The sequence below is a fragment of the Reyranella soli genome, from assembly GCF_007992495.1.
Lineage (GTDB): Bacteria > Pseudomonadota > Alphaproteobacteria > Reyranellales > Reyranellaceae > Reyranella > Reyranella soli.
Genome location: NZ_BKAJ01000164.1, coordinates 1 through 26,246 on the forward strand (window position 1 = coordinate 1; position 26,246 = coordinate 26,246).

Below are 26,246 nucleotides of genomic sequence, written 5' to 3' on the forward strand. Positions count from 1 at the left end.
AGTAGTGGATCTCGGAAGGCCGACCCACTATCCCTGCGGCTTGCCGGCTAATTCGATCGTTACGCAAGTTTAGATGTTGGTATTGCTCGGCCGGACAGGCCGGCCCGGCTGCGGCCGGGCGCGTGATGGGATCGGATGAACGATGCATAGAGCGGAGCCGCCGGGAAGCGAGCGCCAGATGAATATAACTTAGGTGCTACTATGAGTCAACTCTGGTTTTAATTTTTGCGCTCCATAAGGGGCTAGAGAGCGCAAAATCATCTGGGATCGAGCAATCGGTGCCAGCAGTGCTGGCAAGCCCATCAGCCGCGCACCTGTTCGCCAAGCCCCGTGGCGAGCTCCTGGTTGACGAGCGTGTTCTTCACACGCACCGACACGCAGAGGTACCAGCACCATAACGCCCCGCCGATCCAGGCGCCGATCATCCTGACGATGACGCCCTCGGTGAGAAACATGTCCAGCCGTACGCCCGGCACGGCAAGCATCGGCAGCACCGAGAATGGTGCCGCCAATGTCAGGCCCCACAGGTGGCATAGATCACCCTGAGAGCTCTCCTCCTCGGGAACAGGGCGACGATGCTCCACAGATGTACGGCCATCCCGGCAAGAGCCCGACGACGATCAGCGGACCATGCGCCGCCGCAGGCAGCCGTGTCGTTACAGGCATACCGGGCCGCAATTTCGTATGCTGATCGCCAGACCGGCATTTTTGCTTGTAGCCTCAGGAGCAGGCTCGGCTATGATTCGGGCATGGCCAAGGTCCTTTCCGACGCCGAGGTGGCGAACTACCGCCGGGACGGGTTCCACTTCCCGGTGAGCGTGCTGTCGACGGCCGAGGCCCGGTCCTATCGCGACCGGCTGGAGGCGAACGAGCGCACGCTGGGCGGCCCGCTCAGCGGCAACATGCGGCAGAAGCCGCATCTGCTCTTCACCTGGGCCAACGAGCTGGCGCGGCACCCGAAGATCCTCGACGCTGTCGAGGACGTGATCGGGCCCGACATCCTGTGCTGGAGCACGACCTTCTTCACCAAGGAGGCGCACTCGCCGTCGTTCGTGTCGTGGCACCAGGACGCGACCTACTGGGGGCTCAGCACCAACGACGTCATCACCGCGTGGGTGGCCTTCGCCGATGCGCCCGTGACAAGCGGCGCCATGAAGTTCTGGCCGGGCAGCCATCTCAGGAACCAGCTCGAGCACCGCGACACCTTCGCGTCCGACAACCTGCTCACGCGTGGCCAGGAGATCGCCGTCGATGTGCCCGAAGGCCAGGGCGTCGACGTGCCGCTCAAGGCCGGCGAGATGTCGCTGCACCACGTGCTGCTGGTGCACGGCTCGGGACCCAACACCACGGCCGACCGCCGCATCGGCTACGCCATCCGCTACATCCCGCCTCATGTTCGCCAGATCAAAGCGCGCGATTCGGCGATGCTGGTGCGTGGCACCGACCGTTACGGCAATTTCGACGTCGATCCGGCGCCCAAGCGCGACCTCGACGAGGCCGCGCTGGCGGCGCACCAGGCGGCCGTCGAGCGTTCGGCCAAGGTGCTGTATGACGGCATCCAGAGCTCGTTCCGTGCCTAGCCGGCGCCTGATCCTCGCGGCCCTGGGCGCGCTGCTGACGCCGATCTGGGCCCAGGCCCAGCCACAATCTCAGGCTCCCAAGGAGACGGTGACGCCCGAGGCTTTCCTGCGCGGCATCTACACGCCCTATCCCAACCAGGATTTCAAAGGCCAGCCGTTCTGGCAGGTCGACCGCTTCTTCGCACCCGACCTGGCGCGCGCCATCGAGGCCGACATGCGCGAGGCCAAGCGGCGCGGCGAGGTGCCCAAGCTCGACGGCGACCCGTTCGTCGACGCGCAGGACTGGGACATCGACAAGCTGGCCATATCGGTGAAGGCCGACGGACCGAAGGCGGTCGGGCTGGTGAGTTTCGAGAACCAGGGCAAGCCCACGGAGATCAAGCTCGACCTGGTGCGCACCGGCATGGGCTGGCGCATCTCCGACATCAAGTGGCCGAGCGGGACGCTGAGCGAGCTTTATAAGAAGTAATCCCTGTCATCTCGAGGGCGAAGCCCGAGGGACCTTTACGGATCAGGAAAGGTCCCTCGCTACGCTCGGGATGACAGCGTTGTCTTGGCCTGCGTCGTGCGTCAGTGCCGCCAGCTCGTGTCGACCTTGTCGAGCTTGCGGATCAGCGCGGCGAATTCGAGGTCGCCGAGGCCGCCAGACTCCCTCTCCGAGAAGGCGTCCATGTCGGCGCCCGACTTGGCAGCGAGATTGTCGCCCAGGATGTTGAGCGTGCCGGCGGCGCCGGCATCGACCTGGATCTGGCAGGCGCGCTCCAAGCGATAGAGCCGGATGAAGGCCTCGGGCACCGTGCGGCCGGTGGTCAGGATGCCGTGGTTGCGCAGCATCATCGCCTGGTTGTCGCCGAGGTTCTTCAGGAGCCGTCCGCGCTCGTCGAGATCGAGGCTGGGGCCCTCGTAGTCGTGATAGGAGAGCTTGTTGTGGAAGGCCGTCGAGGCCATCGAGATCGGCAGCAGCCCTTCCTTCAGGGCACACACCGCCATGCCGGCTCGGGTGTGGGTGTGCATCACCACCTTGTGGCGCGCCTGATGGGCCATGTGGACGGCCGAGTGGATGACGAAGCCCGCATAGTTCACCGGATACTTCGACTCGCCCACGTTGTTGCCGTCGAGGTCGATCTTCACCAGGTTCGAGGCCGTGACCTCGTCATAGTTCAGGCCGAACGGGTTGATTAGGAAGTGCGCCTGCTCTCCCGGCACGCGGGCCGTGAGATGGCCGTAAATGAGCTCGGTCCAGCCGAAATAGTCGACCAGACGATAGGCTGCTGCGAGCTGGCGGCGCAGGATGGCCTCGGCTTCATTGGGCGTCAGGGAACTGAGATCGATGCCGGTCAGCGGCACGTCCTGGGCGATATGCATATCCATTAAGGTTTCCTCCGCGGGCGGACGGCCGAGCTTAGGCCCGGCTTCGCGCTCGGTCATCGCCAATTGTCGGGCCCTGCCAACCCAAGGGCCGGGGTTGCGCCCAGCCGGCCCTTCGACTATCAAGCGCCTTCCGGCCTCGCTCCCTTCGTCTAGAGGCCTAGGACGCGGCCCTCTCAAGGCTGAAACACGGGTTCGAATCCCGTAGGGAGCGCCAACAAAAAGGCCCGAAAAATAGGAAACGAGCGGCACTTTCACCGATCGTTCTCATGTCGGGGAAATGGCCCGAAATCCCCCGAACTGACCCGATCTGGACGAAAAACTGGGGGATTTTTGGGGGACGCGTTCGCTCGCTGTTCACACCGCATCCAATAGCGAATGCCACACGCGTAAGATGAAAAACATAATACGCGAAGCAGGTCGGCAACGATGTTGCCGGCCAGTGGTAGCGCTTGTGGACGCCATTCTTGACGGCGCCAGCGAGCATGATGCAGACGCCATTACAAGGTGATCGAGACCAGCCCCGCTGATCAGTCTTCGTCATTTGCAGGGGGCGGCGTCACGGTCTGCGTCCGAATCTCTCTCGGTAAGCGCCATGCCGATCATGGCAGCAACGGGCTTGACCATGACACAGCGGACGCCGTCCAGGCATCCAGAGTAAGAATGGCCTTCTTGACGACGACCTTGGTGGTTCTGCCGACCTTACGGCCGCCGCGCGGAGGCAACGCTAAATAGCGCGCCCGAGAAACGTGCAGGCGTCTCCCACCTCGTGCCTTCGAAAATCTGACCGCCAGCTTCGGGAGCTAGGGGCCGGAGGTTCGAATCCTCTCACTCCGACCAATTGGGAAAGGGTTTTGGGGGGCTTCCCGCAGGGGAGGCCCCCAAGCTTTCAGGGACTTCTCTCAGGGACTCCGTTCTCCTCCCTTTCTCGCGGCAGACCGATCCATTCCACGGTCGAGTTTGTGGGTGGCGTCGATCCACACCAGCGATCACCGGTCCATCCGCATGACCACGACGCCATTGCTTGAAGCCAATGATCGGCACGACGAACATGTCAACGGCGGCGATGACCACGGGGTGACGAAGAAGGTCTTCCAGGCTTACGAGCGTCTTCGTCCGTTCTCGGCCATGTATTCGGCGCCGGTCGATTGCGCGATCTCGAAGCCGAGCTTGAGCAGTTCGGAGTTAGGGTTCGCCAAGTTGTGGTCGGCGTAGATTCAAAGCGGGGGCCTGCAACCAATTTGATCTACCTTTCACGGCAAGGGGCATGATGCTTGCCGAAAAGCGCATGAAATATGGGGTTTCGCCATGAGCCAGCCGCTTCAGGCTGCAGCCTGCATCAAGGCCCCCTGCCGGCTGGCGAGGTAGTCGGCGGCACGCTGCGCATGGGATGCGGCAGTGAAAATGGCCCGCTTGTCGTCCTTCAGGACCTTGAGCCAGTGGGCGATATAGGCGGCGTGATCGTCCCTCACCTCCGGGGTCAGGTCGATTGCTGAGCATACAAAGGCTGAGCCCAGCTCGGCGACGAGCTCCTCCATGGCGTAGGCTTCATCCCCGAAGCGCTTGCGCCCGAAATCCCGCTCAAGGCGCTTGGCATGGCGCGTCCAGTGGATGCACTCATGCGCAAGGGTGGCATAGTAGCTTTCCGCGTCCCGGAAGGCCTGGAAGGGTGGCATCTGCACGTAGTCATGCGTAACCGCGTAATAGGCCTGATTGCCGCCATGCCGGATATCGGCGCGAAGAGCCGCGAAGAAGCCTTCCGCGTCTTCTATGCGCTGGATAGGATCAAGACGAGGCTCCGGCCTGCCGTAAAAGTGCTCCGGCAGCCCTTCGACCTGCTCCACATTGAAGACGGTGTAGCCCTTGAGGAACGGGATTTCCCGCTCGCTGTCTTCCCCCGTCTGCTCGTTGGTCTCGGTGCGCCGGAAGGTGTCGGCGTAGACGACAAGCGACCCGTGCTCGCCCTTGCGGACACACGCCCCAAGCGCGAGAGCCTGCTTGAACGTCATCCAGATCGGCATGCTATAGCCCTTCGCCACAGCCTCGCTCCACAGCATCAGGACGTTGATCCCCTGATACGGGATGCCGTTCGCCCGCAGGGGCCTAGTGATACGCCCTGCCGCATGCTCCACGTTCCACGGCCGAAGCCACGGCACGGACCGTCGCTGACCAGCGATATCGGTCAGTTGCTGCGCGCGACCGGTCTCTCGCCAGAAGCGGCCCGCCAGCGCCTGTCTAGGCTGCCTGAAAACGTCCACGTGCTAAAGGGCCTCCCCTTCCCCAAGAGAGCACGCTTCATCTTTCTGGAGGGTCAGTTCGGAACCGAGGTGTTTTGGACGCGTCTTGTTGAAGCCGTCGGCTCAGCGAGCCCGGCGTACGCGGCGGCGCTCGCCGGCGTTCGGGCGCGGGGCGGAATAGTGACGCGAAAGCAGTTCGATATCGCCTGCGGCTCGCCTGTACGCCAGGACGGCCAGCTTTCTGCGGAAACGGTACTGGAGCGACTCCGGTCAGTAAGACTTCTCCACTCGGAGGAAATCGAAGGATACGGAGAGTGCATAGCGCTGGACGGTGCGCGTGGCGACTTGGTTGCACGCGCCTCCCTCAAAGCGCGGCAGATAACGGAAGACCTTCTGATTGAAGCAACGCGGGGCTGGCTCGGACGGATGAACTGGGCGAGTCCTAAGGCCACCTCGATCCGAAACGACGCGACGCCTCAGTTTGCCACCTTCCGCTTCGATATCTGCGGCCCTTGTTACCTGCGGCCGCTGACACGGCACCAGAACAACAAGATCAACCCCGGATTTCTTGTTGCTGATATCGTGCTCGGCGCCAGGCTGGATGAACAGGAAGTGGCACCGTTTATCCGCAAGTGCGAAATGCTCTCTTATCTCAAAGGCATCCGGCCCTTCATGCCGATGCTGATCGCGGAAGGCTTCTCTCCTGAAGCACTCCGCGCATGTCGCTCCGAAGGGATCGTAGCAACGACCCCGGAAAGCCTGTTTGGCCGGGACGTGGCGCGCGGACTTAAGGATCTGCTGGAGACGCTCAGTCGCGCGGGCGCTGTCGCCGCCACAAACCCTAAAAAGATTGAGCACCTCTTCACCAGTCTTTCGTCGATCGAGGGGGCCGCCACCAACCTGCGCGGCGCTCTTTTTGAGCTGATCGTTGGCCACATGGTTCGATCGATCGAAGGCGGCTCCATTGATATCGGTGATATCGCCCGCGATCTTAAGACCGGCGAGCAGCGCGAGATCGACGTTCGCCTTGTGAAGGAACGCAACGTCACCATCATTGAATGCAAAGGATATCAGCCCACGACCACCGTGACGGCTGACGAGATCGATTCATGGCTCAAGAAGAAGGTACCGGTCATTGACCGGGCCCATCGCCAGCAGCCCCGTTTCGACGGGATGCCACTCACATTCGAGTTCTGGACGTGCGGTACCTTCGACGACGACGCCCTTCAGCTTCTGAAAGAGACGAGCGAGCGCGTACAAAAATACAATCTCGCCTGGCGCGATGGAACAGCCGTGCGCGAGTACGCAAAGGAACTAAAAGCGGCCGGAATCCGCAAAATTCTGGATGAGCACTACTTCAATCACGTGCTGGCCCAATTGCCGGTCACAGTCGAGGACCTTGCCATCGAAGTCCAGCCCCAACGCAACAGCCGAAGGCGCGTGGAACGACTGATCGTTACGGAAGAAGATGATGGCATGGCTCGCCTTCTTGAAGAACTGTAAGAATCGCCAGGAAGGTGCTCGTAAACACTCTTCTTCTCAAAGCGGCTATTATCAAAAGCGCCAGCGACGGGCGAGACCCGCACAACGCAATAACTCATGGTGCTTTGAATATGTCTTCCAGTCTCGCACTAACCCATTGAAACATGTCTTTAGCGGTATCGTGCTGCGGTGCTGGCGTGGCGGGGTCAAGCAAAGCTTTCAGGACGTAGGCAGCATTCTCAAGTCCCACACTTCTGTCCCCGGCCTGAAAAAGGGCAGATGCTTCCCGGAAGCGCAGGATCGCCGGGGGATGGTCAGTGCCAATGCCAATTGTCTGCTCATGCAGGAACAACCAGGTCAGAGCGATCACGATCACAAGCACGCGGAACTCGCGATACAGGCCGCTTCCAGCGTTATCCAGAATCCAGCAGGTAGCAAAATCGTCAGCGCGATACTCCTGACGCACCAGGAGGCTTGCAGGAAGAAGCTTTTCATCACCGTGGTGAACATGAGCGATTTCGTGAAGAATTATCCAGCTCAGCGCGCCATAGAAAGCGTTGTTCACGCGGCCTTCTGATGTATCAAGACCCGCGGATGGTTGAGGCTGAGGAAGATCGTCTGGCCAATCCTGATCCTGCCGAAAGAGTGCTTTGCTGTAAGCAATATGTGCCGGGATCTTTCGCAACGCATATTCCTGACCGATATTGATCTCCATTTGCCCAGGCGCTTTGGGCGCACGTTGAAGCCGTGAGGCGACATCAGCGACATTGAAGGCGGCGTAAGAGATGCACCATAGACTCGCGAGTCCGGCGTAAGAGAGATAAATGGCCTTGTCCGGTGGTACCGCATAAAAGTTTGCCTCGGTTCCACTCGGTCGAAGCTCCCATTTACCGGTACCAAATATATCAGCGGCAAGTTCGGCGCCCCGTTCGGGCGCAATGTTGAAAGGCGCTCGTGCAGCGAACTTGAAAAGCGGTTCCGTTACCTCTCGGGTCGATGCTGCCATTGTTCTCCGCCTCACATTCAGTTGCGCTCCCAAATCCGTTCAGCATGTCGCACAAAAGTCCCGCGCCACCGCATCAGCACACGCCGACTCCTGTGCCCTTACGCAAAAATCGTGTAGGCCCATTTCGACTATCGGTGGTGTCAGTAATATACATCAGGAACTGTTCGGCCCTCGTAACGCCTACATAAAACAGTCGCTTTGCAGACTCGAAATCCTCTGCGGTTCGCGACATATAGTGCGGAATGCGCCCTTCATGCAGGTCGATCATTGCAACGGCGCGCCATTCGCGACCCTTCGAGTTGTGCAAATTGACCAGTTTGAGTGCTGCTTTTGGGTTGGCGTAGACGCCAAGCTCTTCGATCGTGAGATTTGCCAGGTCGACCTTATTGTTACGCATGTCGGCCTTCATCTCTTCAACCGACATCCTGAAGATGTCTCGCTCCGACGGCGCCAGATACTCTTCCGCGATCAAAAGATCAGCAAACTCACCACTGGCGGCTTCCAGCCAGGAAATAGCCCCCATGTGCGCGACGTGCAGTTTCTGCGCGATCTCCAGTAAGCGGAACACAATCACGCGCCCGCCATAGGAAAAGATATCAAAGGAGGCGCGTCCGGTAATATCGAGTAGCGTGTTGAAAAGGGTCCGTTCGATGCCGGCGATGGCATCAGGACGCGGCTCCATAAGATAGCCGCAAACCTGCTCGGCCAGTGGCGCGAACTGCCGATTTCGCCGGTAAGGTCGGGCTCCTGGACCCACAATACTAACGCCGTATTCTCGGAGGCGTCGGCCGAGGGGGAACAGCGAGAACCAGGTTGGGGCCAATATCGCGGCCTCGCCTACCGGGATGCCGAGACCATCAAGTGCGGGCAGAAAGTGGTCCGTGATGACCTGAAACGGCGAAGACCCGTGCCTCCACACCGGCTTCTGGGTAACATCCTTGTACTGGCCAAGAGCCACCATGGCCGGTGTCCGTGGATAGAGGAGATTGGCATGCGCGAGGATTGGTGCGCTTGACCGAAAGTTTCCTGACAGCTGTTTGTCAGTGCGTGCACCAATACGTGTCGCAAAGTCGTCGGCCAGGTCCGGCCTCGCGCCAGCGAAGCCGAAGATAGACTGATAAGGATCGCCTACAAGCAGGAACCGTGTCCGCTTTGCTTTGGCGATCAACGTCAGGATTTCTACCTGCAGATCCGTCGTATCCTGGAACTCGTCCACTAGAATCCAAGCAAACTTCGCCGTGATCGAGTTCAGGATTTCCGCCCGCTTCTGAAGCAGGATGAGTGAGTAGTAGATGATGTTCGCGAAATCGATGAAGCCATCTTCCCGGATGCGCTTCCAGTAGTCCTTTGCGACTTCCGGCGTAATAGCTGCGTGTTCGATGCCGACTGGCTCACCGTTCGGTCCAACCCGGAGCTGGGTAAATTCTTCGAAGTCCTTGAATGTTAAATTGTAGCGATCATGCTGCGCCCAGACCGCAGTTACGTGCTTTTGAAACTTCTCGCTCTCTGGCGTGAGGACCTTGAAGCCCTTTTTGTAGCCTTTGATGAGGTGGCAGAACGGCCTGAAAATGTGGTTCAGGCAAAACGAGTGAATGGTGCAGATGTCAAAAAACGAGTCATCGCCCGGCTGAATGTGATGCCGTAAGCGCGATTCGATCTCCTGTACCGCCGCATTCGTATAGGTGATGCACGCAATGGCGCGCGGCGTCCCTCTTATCTCATCAACAACCCGGGCAAGCTTCGAGATGATGACGCGCGTCTTGCCGCTGCCAGGACACGCCGTCAGCATAAGATCCTCTCCACATCGCACGGCGTCCTTTTGCTCGTCGGTCAGCATCATGTTTTTGTGAGCCACTTTGCGGCATCAACGATGTATTTCGGGATCTGGGTAGCATCGCCGACATGCCTTGCAGCTAGTTGAGCGAACCTCGCCTTGCCAAATCGCTTCGCGGTGTTGAGCACAATTTTACGCATTTGATTTAGGGTTTCGGACCGCTCTTTCTCATCGTTGTCTTCGTCCTTGACAAACTTCAGTCCGGCGCGCAACCGCTTCGCAACTTTTGGCGCACCTATATCGTCAGCTGCGCGGGCAAACATTTCGAGTGTGCCTTCGTATGTTACAGCTCGCTCAAATGTAGTTGCGCAGGCAAACACCTTCACATAGTCACTCTCAAGATGCTTCAGGTCGGGCGGCTCGGGTAGATCGTCCTCTCCTTTTAGATCCTCATTGGCATCACTGGGCTTGAGGTCGCCATCGCAAACGATAGCGCACCGCTTGGGCAGCGCCTCCTCAGAAAAGAGCTTCGCGTAGACATCGAAGTGCACCCCGTAAATGGGGATCACCGATATTTCTTCCCGCTCGAGATCAATGCCAGAGACCTCCTTGAGAAGCGCAGGGATGAGAAACAATTCCGCTGGTCCCTCAACAAGCATTACCTTTCGGGCAAACAGCAAATTGGACTTCGTTGCATCGAGGTAACGCTCCAGATCATCGATCTCTCCGTCTTCGAGGCCGGCCTCCTCAGCGGGAACGCTGGAGGCAACACCGGCTTCCCCAACCTGTGTCAGCACGACATAGGATTTTAAGGGAGCGTTCGCAGTAATGTGCGTGCTGTGCGTAGTAAGGATGCTCTGAAATGGAAGGCCACAGAGCGCTTTGTACAAAGTGAGCTGCAGCTGAGGATGCAAGTGCGCCTCTGGCTCCTCGAACAGGATGATCTGTCCTGCTGATTTCTGCTGCGCAAGGCGCTTGGAGAAGTACTCGATGAGGATCGATACATACAGAATGTTGTTAAGGCCCAAGCCGTTGGAGGATGGCTCAAACTTGGTCATGGCCACGTTTGTGAGCAGGATACGCAGCGCACGGACGATCGCTTGAAAGGAAGACTCGGCAAGCCCGAGCTCGACATCCATAGCGAATGCCGGTCCCGTAACAGTCTTGAAGGACTCGTCAATTGCTTCGGCGATTTCCTTGATGGTCGGCGCCTTGGCTATCGCATCGTTGGCCTTTTGGAGGATTTCAACGAGCTTGTCTTGCTCGTCAGTATCAATCTCCATGGCCGCTATCAGCCGTGCGAGCGGGGAGCTCCGGTATTGGCGCAGATCACTTTCAACGTCACGAAGAGCCTGCAGGTAAACGACTTGAAAAGACTGAAGATCGCTGAATCGGATCGATGAGCCGACGTCCTCATTCCACTCTATTTCTGCAGGATCATGCGCCGGGTCACCACCCCCGGTAATCTCCCACTGATAGTCATCCCGCGTAAGGTCTCCCGGCTCAGTCTCTTCGCTTTCCAGGTCCTCGCGAACACCCAGCTTGGGTCGATAACGATAGATCAGCCTGGCCACGCCTGGCTTGTGCTGCCATGCGCCAACAAGCGCCTCCTCGTTGACCTTGCCAGCGAAGTCGCTGATCTCCAGGGCAATCAAAACCTGGTTAGGAAATGCAATATCGACAGCCGAATGAATGTCGTTCGGCGCCAACGAGCGAAACGCGGACGACAGCTCGGCGTCAATGCATAGCCGGATGGCGTGCAGAAAATTCGACTTGCCGGTGTTGTTCTCGCCAATGACGCACGTAGTGCCAGAGCCAATGGACACGTCCAGCTTATCGAATGAACGAAAATTTCTTATGACAATGCGGCTGATGTACACGATCTCTCCCCTAGACCAGCACCGAGTCGTGACCACCCGGTGCTAGCACCTCAATTCATTCGAGGCGAGACTAGCGAAGAGATGCACGTTTGGGTAGTGAAAGTTCAAAGGCGCCGCGATCGCTTGGCCGCTTTTTGAGACTGCCAACTGCTTTACAGGCTGACGCAAACAGATGAGGTCACTCCGCTTGTGGCTCATAGGGCCCATCACCCGGACCGCATGTCTGAGTTCACGTGGGCCGGGCAGAGACTAACAGGCCAGGATCAGAATTCCACAATGACGGGCACGTTAATCAGATTTGCCACTGGCGTGTAGATATCGGTTTCCGGTGTAGAAATTGTAGCTATCAACGCGTAGTGCGATGTCTTTTCAAACGCGTTGAGATTCGGACGCTTGTTCCACCAGCCATATGTCGGAAATACAGCGATGTGGCCCCTTGCAGCCAGATCAGCTGCGGTTCCAGTCCAAATATTTGAATGTATAGAGCCCGTTGTCGTTAGGGAGTCATTAAGCCTTAAGGTCCACTCGCCCGACTCCTGCCTGTGATCAGCGTCGTAGCCGTCTTCCCTGACGGCTTTGTTGATACGCTTTTCAAACTGCTGAAGCGTCTCCGTTGCCCGTTTTACGGCAAATCGTAGTCCGTGTGACTGATATCCATACTTGGTGCTCCAACCACGGTCCCCTGGATTGGGCTCGACAAAGTACGAGAGCGTGACACGGAGTGTGACAGTCGTCTCTTGTAGCTGTTCGAGAACTTCTGCCGGCCAAGGCAGAGAGTGAAGGTTCAACTCACGATACTTGATCGTACCCTCTTCTTTCTGGAACGGCTGGATCGAATCTTGGGCGATCAAGGTTAGAGAATTGTCCGCGCTCGAAAGCAACTCCCGCACGTTAGGTACACCATACCCAAAGCAGCGCACTACGGCGTGGTAGTCAATTTCTCCGTTAGTGTTGGTAAATCGCTGTAGCATTGGGCCTGTCCACTTCGCTGAATGGACAATGAGTGCTCGCACGGCTTCGGGCGTTAGTTGCGGATACTTCGCCATAAGCATTGCGCCAAGGCGCGAAGCGACAGCGGTTGCCGCGCTTGTATCGCCAAATACCGTAAGCGGACGGCGGGCGGTAAAATTCTGCGCCGTTGTCAGAAGTTGCAGCGCGTCGTCAATATAATCGGGATCCTCATAATCAGGATGCCGCGCCATGTTTCCTGCTTCAAGAACAACATCGGGCTTGATTGGCCATTTCGTGTTCCTCCACGTCATAGACGTGCATGAACTAGGGGCCAGATCGCCGGATGCCGCGAGCGCTTGCCACCGTGGATTCCGCTGCTGATCGACAATCACTTTCTCCGTATATCCGCCAACCGTAAGGGCATTCCATGATTGACCCGGATCGTGAACGCCCTCGGTCAAGTTGGAATCCGCATAGTTTCTGCGGAAGCTAACGTCTGTATTGCCTGCCGCCAGTACGACAAGCCGCCGAACCTGATCGGTGGCTCCGGATGTCAGAGCATCAACAGCAGCCGACCACGAAGAGGGACGGCCGCGATCCCGGCCGTCTGGTGTGGACACAGCCATGCAGAACACACGTTTTCTATCCGGAATAACCTCCACGCGGCTTACACTTTCGATAGTTACCGCGCCGTAGAGTTCGTGTGCGTGAGGATCCGCGCTATTGATGATTTTGACGGACTCAAGCTTATGCGTGAGCGGCCAGGGCTCTTGGGATGACATGGCATCCACCAGATCACCATAGACCGCGAGACCCGCCATTTGAGTGCCGTGCCCCGTCCCGGCTCTATCGTCGACACCCCACGCGGGCTTGTAGGCATGCAGGTCTGCATCCAAGGCTACAGGCTGCAGCAGCGGGTGCCCTCGGTTTAGCCCCGAGTCGAGAATGCAAACGTAGGGAGCGTTGTTGGCAGGTGGTTGCAGCCGCGCCGTAAGATCGGCTACCCAGTCGCGCTGTTCGGCCTCGCTCATTCTCGTGAAGAAAGCGGCAGCTGTCTTTGCAAGACGGAGCTCGGCGATCGCACCAAGTATGTCGGCAGAATGGGATAGATCGCGTCCTTTTCCGTGGACCAGGACGATCGTGCGGTCAACGAATGAGATCGACTGCTCACTGACCGTCAAATTGTTGCTGGCAGCAAAGGCACGCAGGCGCGCGACATGGTCGATGTTTGCTGATTTCCTTAGCCACACCTCCCACATCGTGTCCTGCACAGGATCGGGAAACAAAGCCGGATCGTCCGTCCACAGCGCTTGTAGAGCGGCAATTCGGATTGCGGCTACACCCTCAATCAATTCCTTGTTCTTGGGGCTGGTCGATCCATCCCTCTTTGGCGGAGTGTCTTGGTCCCTATAAGCTTCCACGCGATTCAGAAAGAAGGACAGCTTCCCTTCTGGTACGAAAACGGTCGCCTGAACGCGGTTGTCAGGCGCTTTCCTTACAGCGCAGAGCTCGATCCCGCTGCGACTAAACTCAAGGCTTTCGAATTTGAGATCGAATCCCGGCTCACTGTCGAACTGCAGATACACACCATTGCCCGCGTCAACGCCCTCGGCCCTCTGTGCCGCGACGCGTTCCTCGACTTGCTGCTCAACGCCTTCCAGCTGCCTCAGCAAATTCGACGCGTGCTGCGCGCGATCGCGTGCTTGAAGCGAGAGGGACTTTCCTCGCCCAGGTCTTGGCGTGCTAAAATCGTGTCTGGCAGCGGCTCTCGGATCAAAAAGATGAGGGTGCCGCATGTCGTCGGGCGGCATCTATGTAGCAGCTCCTCCACCGACCAGGGTGGCTTTTCGCTCATCAATGCATGTCGCTAGGTCTACATGTGAAATCGCTTCGCGGTCTTCAATCAGAGCCGTCTTGATGGAATCCTCGACAGCGCGAACAATGTCAGCGTAGCTGAGCCCCAATGCACTCTGGGCTATGGTCGCCCATCTAATCTTGAGTACCTTGAAGCCTGAGAGTTTAGTTTGCAGTAGCAATTTGATCTGGTCTTCATCGGGAAGATCGAACTCGATGATGTCGTCAAATCTTCTGAACAAGGCGCGATCAAGCAGTCCGATGTGGTTGGTGGCCGCGATGATCAGACTGTCGGAGTGATCCTGTTCGACCATCTGCAGGAAACTGTTCACGACGCGCCGGATTTCACCGACATCGTTCGCAAGCCCCCTCTCAGAGCCAATGCTGTCGAATTCATCGAACAGATAGACGCCTCGCGTCTGCTTGAGAGAGTCAAAAATCAGGCGAAGCTTCGCAGAGGTTTCACCCATGAACTTCGTTATCAGGCCGTCGAGACGGACGACAAAGAGCGGTAATCCCAGTTCGCCCGCCAACGCCGATGCGGTCAGTGTCTTGCCCGTCCCCGGCTTGCCAACGAGCAGAAGCTTGCGACGTGGTGAAAGGCCATTACTACGGATGTGCCGCACAGCCTTGTGTTCGCGGATGACACGAGAAAGCCGCCTCTCTAAAGGCTTGCCGAGAACCATGTCGGAAAGATTGGTCTTGGGATACGAGACCGACAGGATGTCGGCCAACTCCCCGCGCGGCTTAGCCAGAGGAATCGGAGAAGCAGCTTCAATTGCGACACGGTTCTTTGCCTTGTCGATGAGAGCACGCAGCTCCTCGGCGAATTTTCCGTGACCCACGCGCGCTTCGGCAGCCGCGATTTGCATCGCTACAGCAAAGAACTGCGCCTCGTCGCCTTCGGCGTGCGAAGAGAGCAAGGCTTTGATTTGGTCGGCTGTGGGCATGGCGCGGCTCGTTCTTGCTTTCGCTCTATTTTACACGTTATTGGTGGTTAATGCACGCCGTTATTCCGTTACGTCGGATCCCCAATTGTGCCGGAAAATCATGAAGGTAGCAGGCGCGAAAGCTCTTACTGGAACCGCTTTTTCAAGATTAGCTGAGGGCAAACCGTCTGGTATGGGTGCGCCACCTCTGCCTGCGCGAAGGATCGTCACCCGAACGGGCCGAGACCCCGCCTTCGGCAGAGGCTCGGGGCTTCAGCCTAGAGCCTGCTCCGGCCCATCGGCCGGACGCGCCCTACCTCTCCCTGTCAAAATCCTCATCTTTCCGCCCCCGCCCGCGTGCACGCCCTCGCTCACTGGGCTTTGATACCCGCGAGACCGGCTTGCGGGCAACGCTCCCCTCTTCGCTCTCGCCCCGCTCCTCCTTGCCTTCTGTTTCCTCGGCAGCGCGCGTGAACGCGTCCTGCAGGTCCACCGTCTTCGCGCCCGGCGCGGTGGATGCCAGCGCTGCCAGCATCTCCTGCTGGAGATCGGTGGAAGTCTCCCGGGCCTCCTCGGGCACCCGCGCCTGCCGCTCCTCTCGTTCACGCAAGGAATCCTGATACCGGTTCTTGGCCTTGCGCACGGACGCGCCGCGTCCCTTCGGCTTGAGCTCCAGCGTCAGGGCCGGCATGTGCTCATGCCCGCTGCGCTCATGCATCCGCTGCTCGCGCAGGCGCTTTGTCTCAAGGGACTGCCGCTCGCGGCTCTCGATCGCCTTCAGGGCCTTGAGCCCGCGCTCGCTGTCGACGGCCTGTAGCCTGTGACGCTCCCGCAAACTGTGTGCCGCCTCTTTCTGCAAGCTGGCCACGACGGTCTGACGCTCCCTGAACGCCGTGAAGCGCTGCCGGTCCCGGTAGCGTTGCAATTTGCGAATGATAAGTGACACCCCTGTCACGCGGCCCAAAAACGCCGCAAGGCCCGTGGCCTTGTGCGCTTGCCGGTCGGCTTTGATCCGCCGGCTCTCCTCCAGATAGCCCTGCCGCAGAGCCGCGCGCTCCTGCAGCTGCGCGGCCGCGAGGGTTCCTCGCTCACGCTTCTGCCCGTCAAGAAGCGCCGCATGCGCCTTCTCGGCCCCCGAGCGCCGCAAATCCTGCTTCGCCGTCAGCGCATCAAGCTTGCGCCCGTCATCCTGCGCCTTGGCGAACGCCTCCCGTGCCTGCCGGTGCGCGGCGACGATCGCCCGCGCCTCGTCCACCGTTGGCAGTGAGTCGGCCGGGTAGTCCTTCTCAAGGAAGGCCCGGATATCTTTCGTCCTGACCTGCTTGTCGTCGATCAGCTTCGGGAGCGCGTTCATGCCCCCGTACATGTCAATCAGGACATAGGGACGCTTGCCGGTGGCCAGCACGTAGCCCATCTGCTCAAGGGCCTGTACGAAGGCCCGGGGGCTGTCGCTGCTCTGCCAGGCATGCGTGACCATCTGCATGCAGGCTTCCTTCGAGAGCCCGGTCTCCTTTTCCTGGCGCGTCTCATAGAGGGACTTACCGCCCTTCTTGCGCTCGTCGGTGCCGTCGCGGTCGTAGCCTTCGGGCAGCTTCAGCCCATGGTCCCGCGCGAACTCCCGCGTCACCATCATCAGCTTTTCACGGTCGAAGGCGATATGGACGGCCTTCTCGGTCTGATAGTCGATCCGGGACCAGACGACGTGGGCGTGCTCGCGTCCCTCCTTGATATGGAAGACGACGGCCCGCCGCTGGCCCTCAAGGCCGAGCTTCTTTTCCACCCGGTCGATGTAGTCCCTGTACTGGTCACGGCTCAACTGGCCCTGCCCAAGGTCAGGGTTCACGGACAGGCTGTAGAGATATTTCCGGCACTTGGTCAGGCCTGTCGCCACGGCTTCCCATTCTGCGAACGCGCCATGAAGATCGGACGCCACCGCGCCGCTCACCTCGGCGACTTCCACGTACTCGTTGTCGAAGCCGTTCAGAAGGTGCGTGGCGAGATCCTGCCCGCCGCCGCGCTGGCTCGCCTTCGGGATCATGGCGACCGTCCCAGGGCCTCAAGGCAGGCAGCCCGGATTTCACGGAGTTCACGGACGGCGCTTTCAAGGGCGGCCGGGTCATGTCCGCCCGCTGCCAGCGTCTGCAGCTGCGCATTCACCTGCGCCGTCTCCGCAAGCAGGCGCGCGACCGTGCGGTGCTCCACCGCCGGCCGCCGCGACTGCCGGGGCGCCGGGCCTCCGAACACGGATTGCGTAATGAAGGCGCCTGCCGTCAGGCCGGACTTTTCAACACGCGCCCGGAACTCCTCCCGCAGGGCCTGCGGGGGTCGGTAGGAGATGGGCGGTTCACGTCCGGACTGGCGTGCCATGGCGACCTCATCCGCATTCAAAGCGCCGGCTCAAGCTCAATCACCGGGTCCAGCGCGACGCTGGTCGATGGGTTCTCGAAGGGAGAGCCGACATCATCCCTTCGATCGAAGCCGGTGCCGAAACACCGTTCGTGGTCCCGGGCGCGAAAGCCCGGGCCGTGGGTTGCCAGGGGGACGCGGGATTGCCCCTGGCGCGATGGGTATCCAAAGGGAGAGCGCAGTCTCCCTTGGCCGCGATGCAACGGCGGACGTTGCCTCAGCCGGTGCGGGCTCGCTCCCCGCAAGCGAACAGCGCCCGGCTGAACCTGCATCCCTTCGCGCGACTGTCCGTCATCAACGGACACAAAGCGCGTTAGGGATGCCCTGATGGGGGTCCGCGGGGAACCGGAGAGTTCCCCCGCAAGGTGCGCGCGGTAGTACCGCGCACACCCCACGCGGATTGCACGAGGAATCTCTACTGAAGCCACGACGATATTGAGGACCACCACAGGCGGCACTGATGATGCGTTCTGGAGTGTGCATCACAAAGAAGAGCCGCCGGAAAGGATGGCTCTCATGAACATTCAAACGGCACTTCCATCAGCATCATCGTCGTCATCATCATCGTCATCCGACGTCATCATCAAGCCGACGCGCGAGACTTATGATCGTCTTCAGCAGGCTTACGATCATTTCAACAAGGCGCTGTTCGAAGGGACGTTGCCGAACGCCCTCTTCACTTTTCATCGGCGCAAGGGAAGCTATGGGTATTTTGCCGCCGCGAAATTCCAGTGGGACGATGGCAAGGCGGCCGATGAAATCGCGCTCAATCCGGCAAGGTTTCATGACCGTCCGATCAAGGAAACCCTCTCCACTATCGTTCATGAAATGGTGCATCTCTGGCAGCATCATCACGGCGAGCCAGGGCGTGGCCGGTATCACAATGCCGAATGGGCTGAAAAGATGAGGGCCATAGGCCTGCAGCCGGCCGATACGGGCGAAGAAGGCGGCAAGGAGACGGGCGAGCGCGTCGACCATTTTATCATCGAAAACGGTCCGTTCGACACGGCCGCCGGGAAGCTGATCGCCAAGGATTTCATGATCGTCTGGAAAGAGGTTCCCGGTCTCGCGACCTCTGCGAAAGGCGACGGCGAAGCCCAGCCTTCTACCAATCCGAAGGGCGGCAAGCGCGTGCGCTATTGCTGCCCTGACTGCGATCTCAAAGGCCTGGGCGCGTCATGATGCGCGGCTAATGTGCGGCGAGCACATGGTCGCGATGATCGTCAAAGAGTAATCGGCGCTCATACGGACAATCCGGCGCGGTCCTTTCGGGACCGCGCCTTTTTTATTGCCGCGCGGGCACGCTGTCAGAACAGCGTGAGTTGCCGCGCACTCTCTTCCTGTTCTTTCCAGCGCGTTTTTGTAGCCGCGTGATCGAGCCACGCCGTCACGAATTCGACCGGGCCGCCGACCTCCTCGATACCTTCCCGATTCGCAAAATGCGAACGGTAGCCGGTTTCCGTAATCGGAAGCGGCGCGCGCTCTGGCGCACTTCGAGATGGGCCGTGCTGCAGGGGCCGTCACTGCCGAGCCACGCGGCTTCGTACCGGACCTCGATGGTGATGCCGCGCCATGTGATGATATGGGTCTCGATGGAGCGCTTCATGAGGCGGCTCCTTCGCTGCCCGCATGGAACACCCATGCAAGGTGACTGCACCGGCTGAAATCGAGACCGGCTTCCTCGCACCACAGGCGGATATCGGCCAGAAGGTCGATGATGGCGTCTTCGCCGTAAGCTGGCGCCTGTCCTCTTACCCACGATGCGCGAGCGAGCGCGGCGCGGGCGGCTTCAATGCATATGCACTGGTTCATGATCCTGCTCCTTTTCCGAAGGTGGAGGGGCGCTTACGCGCCCGCTCCTTCTTCCGGCGTGGCGTTCTGACTGTCCCCGGACTGCCCGGCGTCTTCCTTCGGCGGCAGGAGGACGATGCGCCCGTCGGCGATGGGCATCAGTTCGAGCTGGAGGGTGAGGCCTTCTCCTTTCTTGTGAGGCCAGGCGGCGCCGATGCGGGTCCAGAATTTCTTCGTGCCCTTCTCGCTGACGTGCCAGGCAATGAGGGCCGGGCCTTGGGGTTCACGGGTGCGGTTCTGTTGGTCGTTGCGTGTCATGATGAAGCTCCTTTTGCTTGGGTTTGACGCGACACGCCTCACCAGTGATCGGGCGGAAAAGCGGACGGTTCACGGCTGGCGCACGGGAGGGGGATCGCCCGCCTTGGCAGCAAGCGCAGCGCGCGAAAGGCGGGGACACCCGTGCGCCACCCCTGCAAGGGGCGTCAGGCCTTGAACCGGCGGCGCGCCCGATCAGGTCGGGGCGTGAATGTCGCGATCAATCCCACGCGGAAGAGATCAGGGCTTCGTCACGCAAAAGGCCGTTAAGAAGCGCTGATCCGCGAACCCGGCCGCTCTCTCATGAAGAGGCACGAGAGCGAAGGCACGATTCAATGCGTCTGGCCCCGGACGCGGCCTGCTCTCCGGGGAAGGCCTCGCACGACAGCTCATGGTCCTGCCCATCAGCCAAGGGCCTTGCCCTCTAGCAGAAGTCGTCGATCGAGCCTTCGTAGGCGTCAGACGGCACGCCGAGCGTGATGCAGTGGGCTTTCATGGCGCCCTCCCACGTGAAAAATGTGCCGCCTGATTCATGACGGAAGAAGGCACCGTCGACGCAGATCCTGGCATGCGTCCAGTTCTTGACGCCGGACGGCGCTTGGCAGACGACGGACAGGACCCCGTCCGCTCCGATCTCCGCCTCTGCCGCGATGCTCTCGCCGAACTGGTTTCGCGCAAACACAGCACCTGGAGCAAGGCGCGCGAGGTAGCCATGCAGCGTTTCGGGGGACACGGTTTCGGGGCACTGCGGGAATTCAGTGGGCGTCCGCCATTTGCGCTGGATCGCTGTCGCGGTGAGCGACGGCGTGTCGAGAGGCGTCGGCGGCGGCGGCTCGCGAAGCACTTCCCTCGCGGTGAATTCGCGGGGCCTGAAATTAGCGCTGCGCGCAGCGCTTGTGGGCGGTTTTGGCTGGTACACCCAGTCGCCGAGCGACCCGCCCCGCACGCCCTGTCCGCTCTCGGCCCAATGGAGAAGTCGCTTGCGGCTCTCTTCAGCCTCCTCCTTCGTCACGACCCTCATCCACTCCCAGTTGGGAATGTAGGCTGCCCCCGGGTCCTCGAAGAAGGCCTCAAGCGAGCCATACGCGAGCTCGATCCGCGCACGCGTGATCGGGTTGAGAAGGATATTTTCGAGCCTTGTGACCCACCGCAGATTGTCTGCGCGGTTATTCAGCCTGTTGGTGTCGATGTGATCGACGACGTGGCCGGGGGACGGTCCCGGACCATGAAAGGCCGTGGTGACAATCCGGTGGACCACATGACCGCTGATCTCGAAGTAACCTGAATGTCTGTTGAGCGTGCCGAACGTCCAGATCTCATCGAGCTTTCGGGATCGCCCCTCCGGACGCGCGCGCCGCAGCACGGCGCCGTTGTCCCGCACGCGGTAGACCTCGTCCTTGTACGTCGTCTCGCATTCCTTCTCGAAGGAAGAAAGCATGTCTTCCAAACGCGGCTGCTCAACACCAGAATCGAGGGCTGGCATCCCCGCAAAGGATTTTGTGTCGTGCATGGCACGGCCTCCAAAAAGCGTTTTCGGAAGTTTCATCGGCATTTCCGGTCAGAGACCGGCGCCGGGTTAATTGTGACGGCAATTGTCTAACGTGCCAGGCGCCGCCTTATGCTCACATGCACGAGGCAAGAATGCCCCGGCCGCCCGTCCCAAGTCAATAACCGGCCATAGCGGGCCTGTTGCTAATCCACAGCGCGCAGCGTTTGGGGTGTACATACGAAGAGGGCGTGCCGCGTGGCACGCCCTCTTTGTTGTCTTGAATAGCTCAGCCTTACGCTGCGAGCAGGTTGCCGTTGGTCTCCAGCAGGTCCGGCGCAGAGAGGCCGGTAACGCCTTCCAGCTTCATGATCTGCGCCATGCTGTATACGCCGGCCGTACCGTCGCGGTCGACCGAGACGAACGTGCTGCCTGTGCTCTCGCTGAAGGAGATGAAGTCGGCGATATCGTCGCTCAGCGGGTCGTACGGTATGGACAAGATATCCGTTAGATCAAGGATATCCCCGTCGGATACACTGAATGCCTGAATGTCCCGGATCACCGTGGCGTGGTCTCGTTAGCCTTTGCAACGTAGGCCGACCGAGCAGCTCTGGCCCTGGCTACAGTCTTGCGGGCGACTGGGCTGCCCAGCTTCTTGCCCCTGGCCTTGGCCGCTGCCAGGTCCGTTCGCTTACGGCGCGCTTCGTCTTCGGCAACGGCGGCCAGGATGTGCAGCGTCAGCCGCGACGCGAACGGCTGATCGCAGGCGACGAAGTCGACCCCCGCCTCCATCATGGTCGCGATGAACGCCACGTTGCGGGCCAGCCGATCTAGCTTCGCGATTAACAGCGTCGCCTTGGCCTGCCAGGTCATGGTCGTGCAGGGTCTGGCTTCTCGCCGCGATTTGCGGGCGCATCGGCTGTCTTTCGTGCAGCCTCCCGCCTTGCTAACTCCTGCGCCATTTGCAGGGTCGCTCGCGCGTCCTCGATCTCCTTCCTGTTCATTGGCCGCCCGAGAAAGCGCTCGAACCAACGGGCGGCCCCTTCGATGAAGTGAAAAAGAACTTCGAAGTCCGCCAGCACATGCGGCCTCGGGTCGAAGTGTCGACGAAAACGCCCGGCAGCGGGGATCACGACCTTTGCAAGCTCGCTCAGGACAGCGCCGAGCGTTTCGGCGTTGAAGAAGGGACCGATCTTTGCAAGTTGACCGGAGCCCGGCCACAGTAGCCGAAAACCTTCCGGGACGGCACGCTCAACACAGGCGGTGGCACCGAACGGTTGCGCATTGGCGCTTCCAACACGAACACACCCGCACCTTCTTCCTCGGCGTGATCTCCGATGTCCTCGTGACCGACGATCTCGACGAGAAGTCGATCAATCTGGTCGAGGCTACTTGGCTTGGCAGCGCGGCATCCGCGCGGTCCTGCATGGCGGCCACCACTACAAGGATCACCGGCCATGAGACTCGCTGATTCAATCAGCCGGGGCGCCTAGTGAGCGTGTGACTGTCTTGGCCCGTCGACCGTCGGGGCCGGGACGGCTAGCGGGGCGCGCTGATAGCCGCTGGACTTGAGCCAGTCGGGCAGTACCTTGTCGTAGGAGGACCTGCCTTGGCTGTCAGCTTGAATCCCAAAGCTACCTTGGCTGAGCTCGACCGACGCCGCGCGGAGCTGTATCGGCGCTCTAAAGCCTTGAAGGCTCCGGGCCGCGACGCGACTGAGGCGGAGGAGCGGGCCTTCGTCGCAGAACTGGACCTGCTTGAGGTCGCATCCGACGAGCTTGAGCAGGAAACCAACGACTTGAAGGTCTGCGCTGGCCAGCCTCTGGCCTAGGCGTAGGGAGCGGCCTGTCGACGTGGTGGCGATCGACGAGCCGCAATGTCGCCGCTCTTGATCGATACCAACCTCGTAAGCCGTTTGCCTATGTCTTCCCCCGAGACGCGTTCTGCGAACGGTCAGGCTCCGCACAGGCTAACGCCCCGTGCGGGGCCGCCCTTTAGCCCCCGGCGGCAATCGCGTCCAGGCGGGTAGATTTCCGGCCCTGGCGGCGGTGGCCGCGAGCCGGTTCGGCAGGCCTCCACGCGCCCGGCCCGGCCTCACCCCTGGCATCATGGAAAGCGTTGGCGAGTGCAATCCCAGGGGCATGGTTCTGGCGGACCGCAGGCAGCCAGTGGGGCCAATAGAAGTACCAGCAGAAGAAGTCGTATCGCCATCCCTTTGTCCCTCGCGACGCCTCTACCGCGTCTTGCGTTTCGCCAGCCGCACCTCGACCAGCCGCCGCCTGAACTCCGCCAACGCCTCGGCGGGCGTGGCGTGCGGCATACGGCGGAGCCCGGCCAGCAGCTTCCCGGCGATTTCCCTCGTCGTCATCGCGCCTACCGAGGCAGGAGCTTGTAGCCGGACCGGTCGATCGCCTGGAGGCAGGCACGAGCGACGATCGACAGGTTGAACGTGCCGCCAATCTCAGTGAGGCCGCCAGGGATAGGAGTTACCTCTGCGACAGTCGGATGCCCGCCATTACGCAGCACGTCGCTCATGACCGCCTCGAGGGCCTCCACCAGCGCGTTGGTCTCTTTCTCGTTCATCGTTTGCCTCCCTTCGCCAGCGCCTGCTCGACCAGCCGGCGGATGGCTTCACCGCGCGCAGGCAGGTCCGGCTGCTCGCGGCGCCAATCGTCAATCGCCTTGAGCGCCGGCTCGTGCCAGCGAATGCCGAGCAACGTCCCGATGCCGGTCGCCGGCCGGCCTATCTTCTTTTTGATAACAGAAACCTTCGCCTTTTTCATGGCGTCATGTTAACAGAAAGGCGAGCCGGGCGGAAGCTTCTACCCTACCGCCCGGCTCTGACCAAAACCCCGATGAAAGGAAACCGGGACCATGGCTACTGAACAATCTACCACCTTGGAGCGGCGTAACGCCGTCAACATCGAGATGAACGCGACTGATTTGACCGATATCGTCTTTGCTCTGGCGGCGCTGAATGGCGAGATCACCGCAAGCATGAGCGATGAGGAACTCTAGCTCGCGAGGCACGAGCTCATCTGGATTGCCCTGGACAGGGCTCGCAAGCTGCGCGAGCACTTCGCATGAGCCCCGCGGTGCAAGAAAGGCTCGCGACAATCTTGGCGAATCAGGCCGAGATGGCAGACAACCTCCGCTGCGTCGGACTGATTCTCGAGCATCTGGCAGATGACCGAGACATCGACAGCACCGAAGGCAGTAAGGCTTGGCTGGGCGTGGGCTATATCGCCCGCCAGATTGAACGCATGTATGTCGGAGCCATCGAAACGCTGGAGGACATGGAGCGGCTGGAGAAAGATCTGCCGAAGGGAGCCGCCCAATGAGCGCCCGCAGCGAGAGACTCAGCGTGGAAGAGCGACTCGACCGCGTGTAGGCCGTCCTGATCGCCATGCAGTCCATCGCCGCAGTGGCCGATGACTTCCCTGGCCGTGGCACCGCCTGCGTGGTTCTGGAGGAGATCGCCCAGGATGAGCTGAGAATCGCTCGAAGGCGCTCGGCACCGAGGTGCTCAACCGCGACTCCTGACGGCGGCCCGCCCGAACATCGACAGCGCCCCGCTTCGGATGGCGTTTTCGTTGGCACCGGCGACGCCGATCATGCGAAAAGTATCGCTTAACGGATTCACCAAGCGTCAGAAGGGAGGAAACGATGCCCGCCCGCAAGTACCTCCGCCACGCCGAGGAGTTCGAGCGGCTTGCCGGACTCACCCGATCCGAGACCGATCGCGACATGCTGCTATTCGGGGCGCGCAACCTACGCAGGCTTGCGGATCGCGTGCGGGGCTCGGGTGGAGACGCCGAAGCGTCGCACGTACGACCCGCTGTCTCCGTGCCGTCCAAGCGCGATTGATCGGGGCGGAGCGAAAGGCCGGGGCGGCGGTCGCCCCGGTCTTGCTGCTACTCGACAGCGCGAGCGGCGAGGGCCCGCTCGACGCATTCGATCAGGAGCGCGCCATCGAACGGCTTGGCAAAGAATCCGATGGCGCCCCCGGCCTCGGCTTGTTGGCGAACATGCTCGCGGGGAAAAGCAGTAACAAAAATGACCGGCAGGCGATTGCCGCTGTCGATCAGGTGACGCTGCAGTTCGAGCCCACTCATGCCGGGCATCTGCACGTCAGTGATCAGGCAGGCAGCGGCCCTGCAGGCCGGCGATGCGAGGAAGTCCTCCGCCGAAGGGAAGTCCGCTACTGCCAGATCGAGCGACGCCAACAGGTTACCAAGCGCGCGACGCACGTCCTCGTCATCGTCGACGACAGCAACGATCTGAGCCTGGGTGCTGTCCATGGACGGAAGCTGCTATCTCCGGCCACCCCGCAAAAGCTATACGAACGTTTGCCGGTTTTCGGCGGAGCTGCGCCAGGCCGGACGGCGGTGTCACCTCGGCTATCGCTCAATGCCCGGGGCCATCGGCGGTAGCCTTTCGTATAGATTGAGACGGCGTCGCTGCGCTCACATGTCGGGACAGGCCTCGCGGTGCGTACACTTGCCGCGAGCCGCTAAGCGGAGCCTCGGTGCGCGGCCCACACCCAGCGCGCCGGGGCTGCCTTAGCAAGGGTCACTGTCGACAGTTCGCTGAGGGGGCAAAATGGAGCCCGACCGGTATTTTCGATCCGATGAGCAGGCGATTGAGGAGCTCGAGAGCGCTGAGCGCGCCCTCGGCGCTACGCTCTTCTGGTGGAAACAGGTACTTGCAGCTGAGCGGGCGAGCGAATGGAAAGGCCCGCAGCGGATCGCCGACCGGCTGGCCGAGCGTTAGTGCGTCGTGTCGCCCGGCTCTGGCCCCGCCTCGAGCGCGTCGGCCAGTTCATCAGATCCTGGCTGAAGGACCGCAGGCCGTCCGGGTTGACGTTGCTGCGCAAGATGACCTGGCCGCCCGGCGACTAGGTGGGGAAACAGCACGTCGGAGCGTTCATCGGTTCGCCGGCGGATTAGCTGATCGGCTTCGTCGAGTACGTCGTTCAGAAGTCGGAGATGATCGGTCATCTGGCCATGTGGCACGGTCCGAAGGTTGGCCACCACCGCCGTCCGATCAAAGCAGATCGGCGTTGGGTTGCGGTGGTTTAGCGGCACAGCCGTCGGCGTTGCTGCGGCGTGGCCGCGCGATGCGGTAGGCACTGCTGGCAAGCGATAGTTTTGCGGCCCGTTGGCGGGGCAAGGTCGGCCTCAGGGG

Annotated in this window: 32 protein-coding genes and 1 tRNA gene; 12 read left to right on the forward strand and 21 right to left on the reverse strand. The window is 60.7% G+C overall.

The window, feature by feature from the left end; translation table 11 throughout:
- Positions 1–302: 302 nt before the first annotated feature.
- Positions 303–512, reverse strand: coding sequence for a hypothetical protein (locus tag RSO01_RS37825; protein ID WP_147155770.1), 210 nt, complete (start codon positions 510–512; stop codon positions 303–305).
- Positions 513–749: 237 nt separating this feature from the next.
- On the opposite strand from RSO01_RS37825, the gene RSO01_RS37830 reads away from it, so the two are divergent.
- On the forward strand, positions 750–1,580 hold the full coding sequence (locus RSO01_RS37830) for a phytanoyl-CoA dioxygenase family protein (RefSeq protein WP_147155771.1): 831 nt from the start codon (positions 750–752) through the stop codon (positions 1,578–1,580).
- Positions 1,573–2,049, forward strand: coding sequence for a DUF3828 domain-containing protein (locus RSO01_RS37835; protein WP_170303662.1), 477 nt, complete (start codon positions 1,573–1,575; stop codon positions 2,047–2,049). The genes RSO01_RS37830 and RSO01_RS37835 overlap by 8 nt, the downstream gene beginning before the upstream one ends.
- Positions 2,050–2,150: 101 nt before the next feature.
- On the opposite strand, the gene RSO01_RS37840 is transcribed toward RSO01_RS37835, so the two are convergent.
- Complete coding sequence (locus RSO01_RS37840; protein WP_246159085.1) at positions 2,151–2,951, reverse strand: class II aldolase/adducin family protein; 801 nt, start codon at positions 2,949–2,951, stop codon at positions 2,151–2,153.
- Between the two features lie 138 nt (positions 2,952–3,089).
- Here RSO01_RS37840 and RSO01_RS37845 point away from each other — a divergent pair.
- Positions 3,090–3,165: transfer RNA gene (locus RSO01_RS37845), tRNA-Glu, on the forward strand.
- Between the two features lie 749 nt (positions 3,166–3,914).
- Positions 3,915–4,163 carry a hypothetical protein gene (locus RSO01_RS37850; protein WP_147155773.1) on the forward strand — a complete coding sequence of 83 codons (249 nt, stop codon included), beginning with the start codon at positions 3,915–3,917 and terminating at the stop codon, positions 4,161–4,163.
- Positions 4,164–4,270: 107 nt separating this feature from the next.
- On the opposite strand, the gene RSO01_RS37855 is transcribed toward RSO01_RS37850, so the two are convergent.
- The gene (locus RSO01_RS37855; protein ID WP_246159092.1) at positions 4,271–5,134 is read right to left on the reverse strand and encodes an ArdC family protein; all 864 of its coding nucleotides are present in this window, start codon (positions 5,132–5,134) and stop codon (positions 4,271–4,273) included.
- On the opposite strand from RSO01_RS37855, the gene RSO01_RS37860 reads away from it, so the two are divergent.
- Positions 5,072–6,688 carry a hypothetical protein gene (locus RSO01_RS37860; RefSeq protein ID WP_170303661.1) on the forward strand — a complete coding sequence of 539 codons (1,617 nt, stop codon included), beginning with the start codon at positions 5,072–5,074 and terminating at the stop codon, positions 6,686–6,688. The two genes, RSO01_RS37855 and RSO01_RS37860, sit on opposite strands and share 63 nt — an antisense overlap.
- A gap of 94 nt (positions 6,689–6,782) precedes the next feature.
- On the opposite strand, the gene RSO01_RS37865 is transcribed toward RSO01_RS37860, so the two are convergent.
- From RSO01_RS37865 to RSO01_RS47865, 7 genes are all read right to left on the reverse strand, one after another.
- Complete coding sequence (locus tag RSO01_RS37865) at positions 6,783–7,673, reverse strand: phage exclusion protein Lit family protein (RefSeq protein WP_147155775.1); 891 nt, start codon at positions 7,671–7,673, stop codon at positions 6,783–6,785.
- A 73-nt stretch (positions 7,674–7,746) separates the two neighbouring features.
- Positions 7,747–9,513 (reverse strand): UvrD-helicase domain-containing protein, encoded by a 1,767-nt coding sequence (locus RSO01_RS37870; protein ID WP_147155776.1) that lies wholly within the window; start codon positions 9,511–9,513, stop codon positions 7,747–7,749.
- A complete protein-coding gene (locus tag RSO01_RS37875; protein ID WP_147155777.1) occupies positions 9,510–11,327 on the reverse strand; it encodes an ATP-dependent nuclease in 1,818 nt (605 codons plus the stop codon). Before RSO01_RS37875 ends, RSO01_RS37870 begins: the two co-directional genes overlap by 4 nt.
- 263 nt (positions 11,328–11,590) lie before the next feature.
- Positions 11,591–14,089 (reverse strand): S8 family peptidase, encoded by a 2,499-nt coding sequence (locus tag RSO01_RS37880; RefSeq protein ID WP_147155778.1) that lies wholly within the window; start codon positions 14,087–14,089, stop codon positions 11,591–11,593.
- On the reverse strand, positions 14,090–15,082 hold the full coding sequence (locus RSO01_RS37885; protein ID WP_147155779.1) for an AAA family ATPase: 993 nt from the start codon (positions 15,080–15,082) through the stop codon (positions 14,090–14,092). It abuts the gene before it with no gap.
- Positions 15,083–15,374: 292 nt separating this feature from the next.
- Positions 15,375–17,099, reverse strand: coding sequence for a relaxase/mobilization nuclease domain-containing protein (locus tag RSO01_RS37890; protein WP_147155780.1), 1,725 nt, complete (start codon positions 17,097–17,099; stop codon positions 15,375–15,377).
- Complete coding sequence (locus tag RSO01_RS47865; RefSeq protein ID WP_170303663.1) at positions 17,096–17,428, reverse strand: hypothetical protein; 333 nt, start codon at positions 17,426–17,428, stop codon at positions 17,096–17,098. The genes RSO01_RS37890 and RSO01_RS47865 overlap by 4 nt, the downstream gene beginning before the upstream one ends.
- 555 nt (positions 17,429–17,983) lie before the next feature.
- Between RSO01_RS47865 and RSO01_RS37900 the strand changes: the two genes are divergently transcribed.
- Positions 17,984–18,649: a SprT-like domain-containing protein gene (locus RSO01_RS37900; RefSeq protein ID WP_246159087.1), complete on the forward strand. Its 666-nt coding sequence runs from the start codon at positions 17,984–17,986 to the stop codon at positions 18,647–18,649.
- A 125-nt stretch (positions 18,650–18,774) separates the two neighbouring features.
- Here the strand turns inward: RSO01_RS37900 and RSO01_RS50325 are convergent, their stop codons facing one another.
- The 6 genes from RSO01_RS50325 to RSO01_RS50330 form a co-directional block, all read right to left on the reverse strand.
- Complete coding sequence (locus tag RSO01_RS50325; RefSeq protein WP_507763598.1) at positions 18,775–18,981, reverse strand: hypothetical protein; 207 nt, start codon at positions 18,979–18,981, stop codon at positions 18,775–18,777.
- A gap of 88 nt (positions 18,982–19,069) precedes the next feature.
- Positions 19,070–19,279: a hypothetical protein gene (locus RSO01_RS37910; protein ID WP_147155781.1), complete on the reverse strand. Its 210-nt coding sequence runs from the start codon at positions 19,277–19,279 to the stop codon at positions 19,070–19,072.
- Between the two features lie 33 nt (positions 19,280–19,312).
- Positions 19,313–19,576: a hypothetical protein gene (locus tag RSO01_RS37915; protein WP_147155782.1), complete on the reverse strand. Its 264-nt coding sequence runs from the start codon at positions 19,574–19,576 to the stop codon at positions 19,313–19,315.
- A gap of 421 nt (positions 19,577–19,997) precedes the next feature.
- The gene (locus RSO01_RS37920) at positions 19,998–21,083 is read right to left on the reverse strand and encodes an HNH endonuclease signature motif containing protein (protein WP_170303664.1); all 1,086 of its coding nucleotides are present in this window, start codon (positions 21,081–21,083) and stop codon (positions 19,998–20,000) included.
- Between the two features lie 271 nt (positions 21,084–21,354).
- Complete coding sequence (locus RSO01_RS37925; RefSeq protein WP_147155784.1) at positions 21,355–21,621, reverse strand: type I secretion C-terminal target domain-containing protein; 267 nt, start codon at positions 21,619–21,621, stop codon at positions 21,355–21,357.
- Positions 21,618–22,280: a recombinase family protein gene (locus RSO01_RS50330; protein WP_507763597.1), complete on the reverse strand. Its 663-nt coding sequence runs from the start codon at positions 22,278–22,280 to the stop codon at positions 21,618–21,620. Before RSO01_RS50330 ends, RSO01_RS37925 begins: the two co-directional genes overlap by 4 nt.
- Before the next feature lie 124 nt (positions 22,281–22,404).
- Here RSO01_RS50330 and RSO01_RS49600 point away from each other — a divergent pair, with 124 nt between their 5' ends.
- Entirely contained in the window at positions 22,405–22,530 is a 126-nt protein-coding gene (locus RSO01_RS49600) for a hypothetical protein (protein ID WP_281291590.1), read from the forward strand.
- A gap of 138 nt (positions 22,531–22,668) precedes the next feature.
- A complete protein-coding gene (locus RSO01_RS37935) occupies positions 22,669–22,890 on the forward strand; it encodes a hypothetical protein (protein WP_147155785.1) in 222 nt (73 codons plus the stop codon).
- A 402-nt stretch (positions 22,891–23,292) separates the two neighbouring features.
- Here the strand turns inward: RSO01_RS37935 and RSO01_RS49605 are convergent, their stop codons facing one another.
- From RSO01_RS49605 to RSO01_RS37945, 3 genes are read right to left on the reverse strand one after another with little or no spacing between them, the layout of a single operon-like run.
- Positions 23,293–23,427 carry a hypothetical protein gene (locus RSO01_RS49605; protein WP_281291591.1) on the reverse strand — a complete coding sequence of 45 codons (135 nt, stop codon included), beginning with the start codon at positions 23,425–23,427 and terminating at the stop codon, positions 23,293–23,295.
- A 5-nt stretch (positions 23,428–23,432) separates the two neighbouring features.
- Entirely contained in the window at positions 23,433–23,642 is a 210-nt protein-coding gene (locus RSO01_RS37940; protein ID WP_147155786.1) for a hypothetical protein, read from the reverse strand.
- Positions 23,639–23,842, reverse strand: coding sequence for a hypothetical protein (locus tag RSO01_RS37945; RefSeq protein ID WP_147155787.1), 204 nt, complete (start codon positions 23,840–23,842; stop codon positions 23,639–23,641). Before RSO01_RS37945 ends, RSO01_RS37940 begins: the two co-directional genes overlap by 4 nt.
- Positions 23,843–23,933: 91 nt before the next feature.
- Between RSO01_RS37945 and RSO01_RS47870 the strand changes: the two genes are divergently transcribed.
- The 3 genes from RSO01_RS47870 to RSO01_RS37955 all read left to right on the forward strand — a co-directional run bounded on the left by RSO01_RS47870 (position 23,934) and on the right by RSO01_RS37955 (position 24,926).
- The gene (locus tag RSO01_RS47870) at positions 23,934–24,077 is read left to right on the forward strand and encodes a hypothetical protein (RefSeq protein WP_170303665.1); all 144 of its coding nucleotides are present in this window, start codon (positions 23,934–23,936) and stop codon (positions 24,075–24,077) included.
- Between the two features lie 65 nt (positions 24,078–24,142).
- Entirely contained in the window at positions 24,143–24,400 is a 258-nt protein-coding gene (locus RSO01_RS37950; RefSeq protein ID WP_147155788.1) for a hypothetical protein, read from the forward strand.
- A 325-nt stretch (positions 24,401–24,725) separates the two neighbouring features.
- The gene (locus RSO01_RS37955; protein ID WP_147155789.1) at positions 24,726–24,926 is read left to right on the forward strand and encodes a hypothetical protein; all 201 of its coding nucleotides are present in this window, start codon (positions 24,726–24,728) and stop codon (positions 24,924–24,926) included.
- Positions 24,927–24,973: 47 nt separating this feature from the next.
- On the opposite strand, the gene RSO01_RS37960 is transcribed toward RSO01_RS37955, so the two are convergent.
- A complete protein-coding gene (locus RSO01_RS37960) occupies positions 24,974–25,360 on the reverse strand; it encodes a response regulator transcription factor (protein WP_147155790.1) in 387 nt (128 codons plus the stop codon).
- Between the two features lie 301 nt (positions 25,361–25,661).
- Here RSO01_RS37960 and RSO01_RS47875 point away from each other — a divergent pair, with 301 nt between their 5' ends.
- Positions 25,662–25,832: a hypothetical protein gene (locus tag RSO01_RS47875; protein WP_170303666.1), complete on the forward strand. Its 171-nt coding sequence runs from the start codon at positions 25,662–25,664 to the stop codon at positions 25,830–25,832.
- On the opposite strand, the gene RSO01_RS47880 is transcribed toward RSO01_RS47875, so the two are convergent.
- Positions 25,829–26,059: a hypothetical protein gene (locus RSO01_RS47880; RefSeq protein ID WP_170303667.1), complete on the reverse strand. Its 231-nt coding sequence runs from the start codon at positions 26,057–26,059 to the stop codon at positions 25,829–25,831. The two genes, RSO01_RS47875 and RSO01_RS47880, sit on opposite strands and share 4 nt — an antisense overlap.
- Positions 26,060–26,246: the final 187 nt, after the last annotated feature.

Coding starts and splice junctions, on each gene's coding strand:
- RSO01_RS37830 (WP_147155771.1), top strand. CDS start 750: ATGGCCAAGGTCCTTTCCGACGCCGAGGTGGCGAACTACCGCCGGGAC.
- RSO01_RS37840 (WP_246159085.1), bottom strand. CDS start 2,951: ATGGATATGCATATCGCCCAGGACGTGCCGCTGACCGGCATCGATCTC.
- RSO01_RS37860 (WP_170303661.1), top strand. CDS start 5,072: ATGCTCCACGTTCCACGGCCGAAGCCACGGCACGGACCGTCGCTGACC.
- RSO01_RS37865 (WP_147155775.1), bottom strand. CDS start 7,673: ATGGCAGCATCGACCCGAGAGGTAACGGAACCGCTTTTCAAGTTCGCT.
- RSO01_RS37870 (WP_147155776.1), bottom strand. CDS start 9,513: ATGATGCTGACCGACGAGCAAAAGGACGCCGTGCGATGTGGAGAGGAT.
- RSO01_RS37880 (WP_147155778.1), bottom strand. CDS start 14,089: ATGCCGCCCGACGACATGCGGCACCCTCATCTTTTTGATCCGAGAGCC.
- RSO01_RS37885 (WP_147155779.1), bottom strand. CDS start 15,082: ATGCCCACAGCCGACCAAATCAAAGCCTTGCTCTCTTCGCACGCCGAA.
- RSO01_RS37890 (WP_147155780.1), bottom strand. CDS start 17,099: ATGATCCCGAAGGCGAGCCAGCGCGGCGGCGGGCAGGATCTCGCCACG.
- RSO01_RS47865 (WP_170303663.1), bottom strand. CDS start 17,428: ATGGCACGCCAGTCCGGACGTGAACCGCCCATCTCCTACCGACCCCCG.
- RSO01_RS37900 (WP_246159087.1), top strand. CDS start 17,984: ATGAACATTCAAACGGCACTTCCATCAGCATCATCGTCGTCATCATCA.
- RSO01_RS37910 (WP_147155781.1), bottom strand. CDS start 19,279: ATGAACCAGTGCATATGCATTGAAGCCGCCCGCGCCGCGCTCGCTCGC.
- RSO01_RS37915 (WP_147155782.1), bottom strand. CDS start 19,576: ATGACACGCAACGACCAACAGAACCGCACCCGTGAACCCCAAGGCCCG.
- RSO01_RS37920 (WP_170303664.1), bottom strand. CDS start 21,083: ATGCACGACACAAAATCCTTTGCGGGGATGCCAGCCCTCGATTCTGGT.
- RSO01_RS49605 (WP_281291591.1), bottom strand. CDS start 23,427: ATGACGACGAGGGAAATCGCCGGGAAGCTGCTGGCCGGGCTCCGCCGT.
- RSO01_RS37940 (WP_147155786.1), bottom strand. CDS start 23,642: ATGAACGAGAAAGAGACCAACGCGCTGGTGGAGGCCCTCGAGGCGGTC.
- RSO01_RS37945 (WP_147155787.1), bottom strand. CDS start 23,842: ATGAAAAAGGCGAAGGTTTCTGTTATCAAAAAGAAGATAGGCCGGCCG.
- RSO01_RS47870 (WP_170303665.1), top strand. CDS start 23,934: ATGGCTACTGAACAATCTACCACCTTGGAGCGGCGTAACGCCGTCAAC.
- RSO01_RS37950 (WP_147155788.1), top strand. CDS start 24,143: ATGAGCCCCGCGGTGCAAGAAAGGCTCGCGACAATCTTGGCGAATCAG.
- RSO01_RS37955 (WP_147155789.1), top strand. CDS start 24,726: ATGCCCGCCCGCAAGTACCTCCGCCACGCCGAGGAGTTCGAGCGGCTT.
- RSO01_RS37960 (WP_147155790.1), bottom strand. CDS start 25,360: ATGGACAGCACCCAGGCTCAGATCGTTGCTGTCGTCGACGATGACGAG.
- RSO01_RS47875 (WP_170303666.1), top strand. CDS start 25,662: ATGGAGCCCGACCGGTATTTTCGATCCGATGAGCAGGCGATTGAGGAG.
- RSO01_RS47880 (WP_170303667.1), bottom strand. CDS start 26,059: ATGACCGATCATCTCCGACTTCTGAACGACGTACTCGACGAAGCCGAT.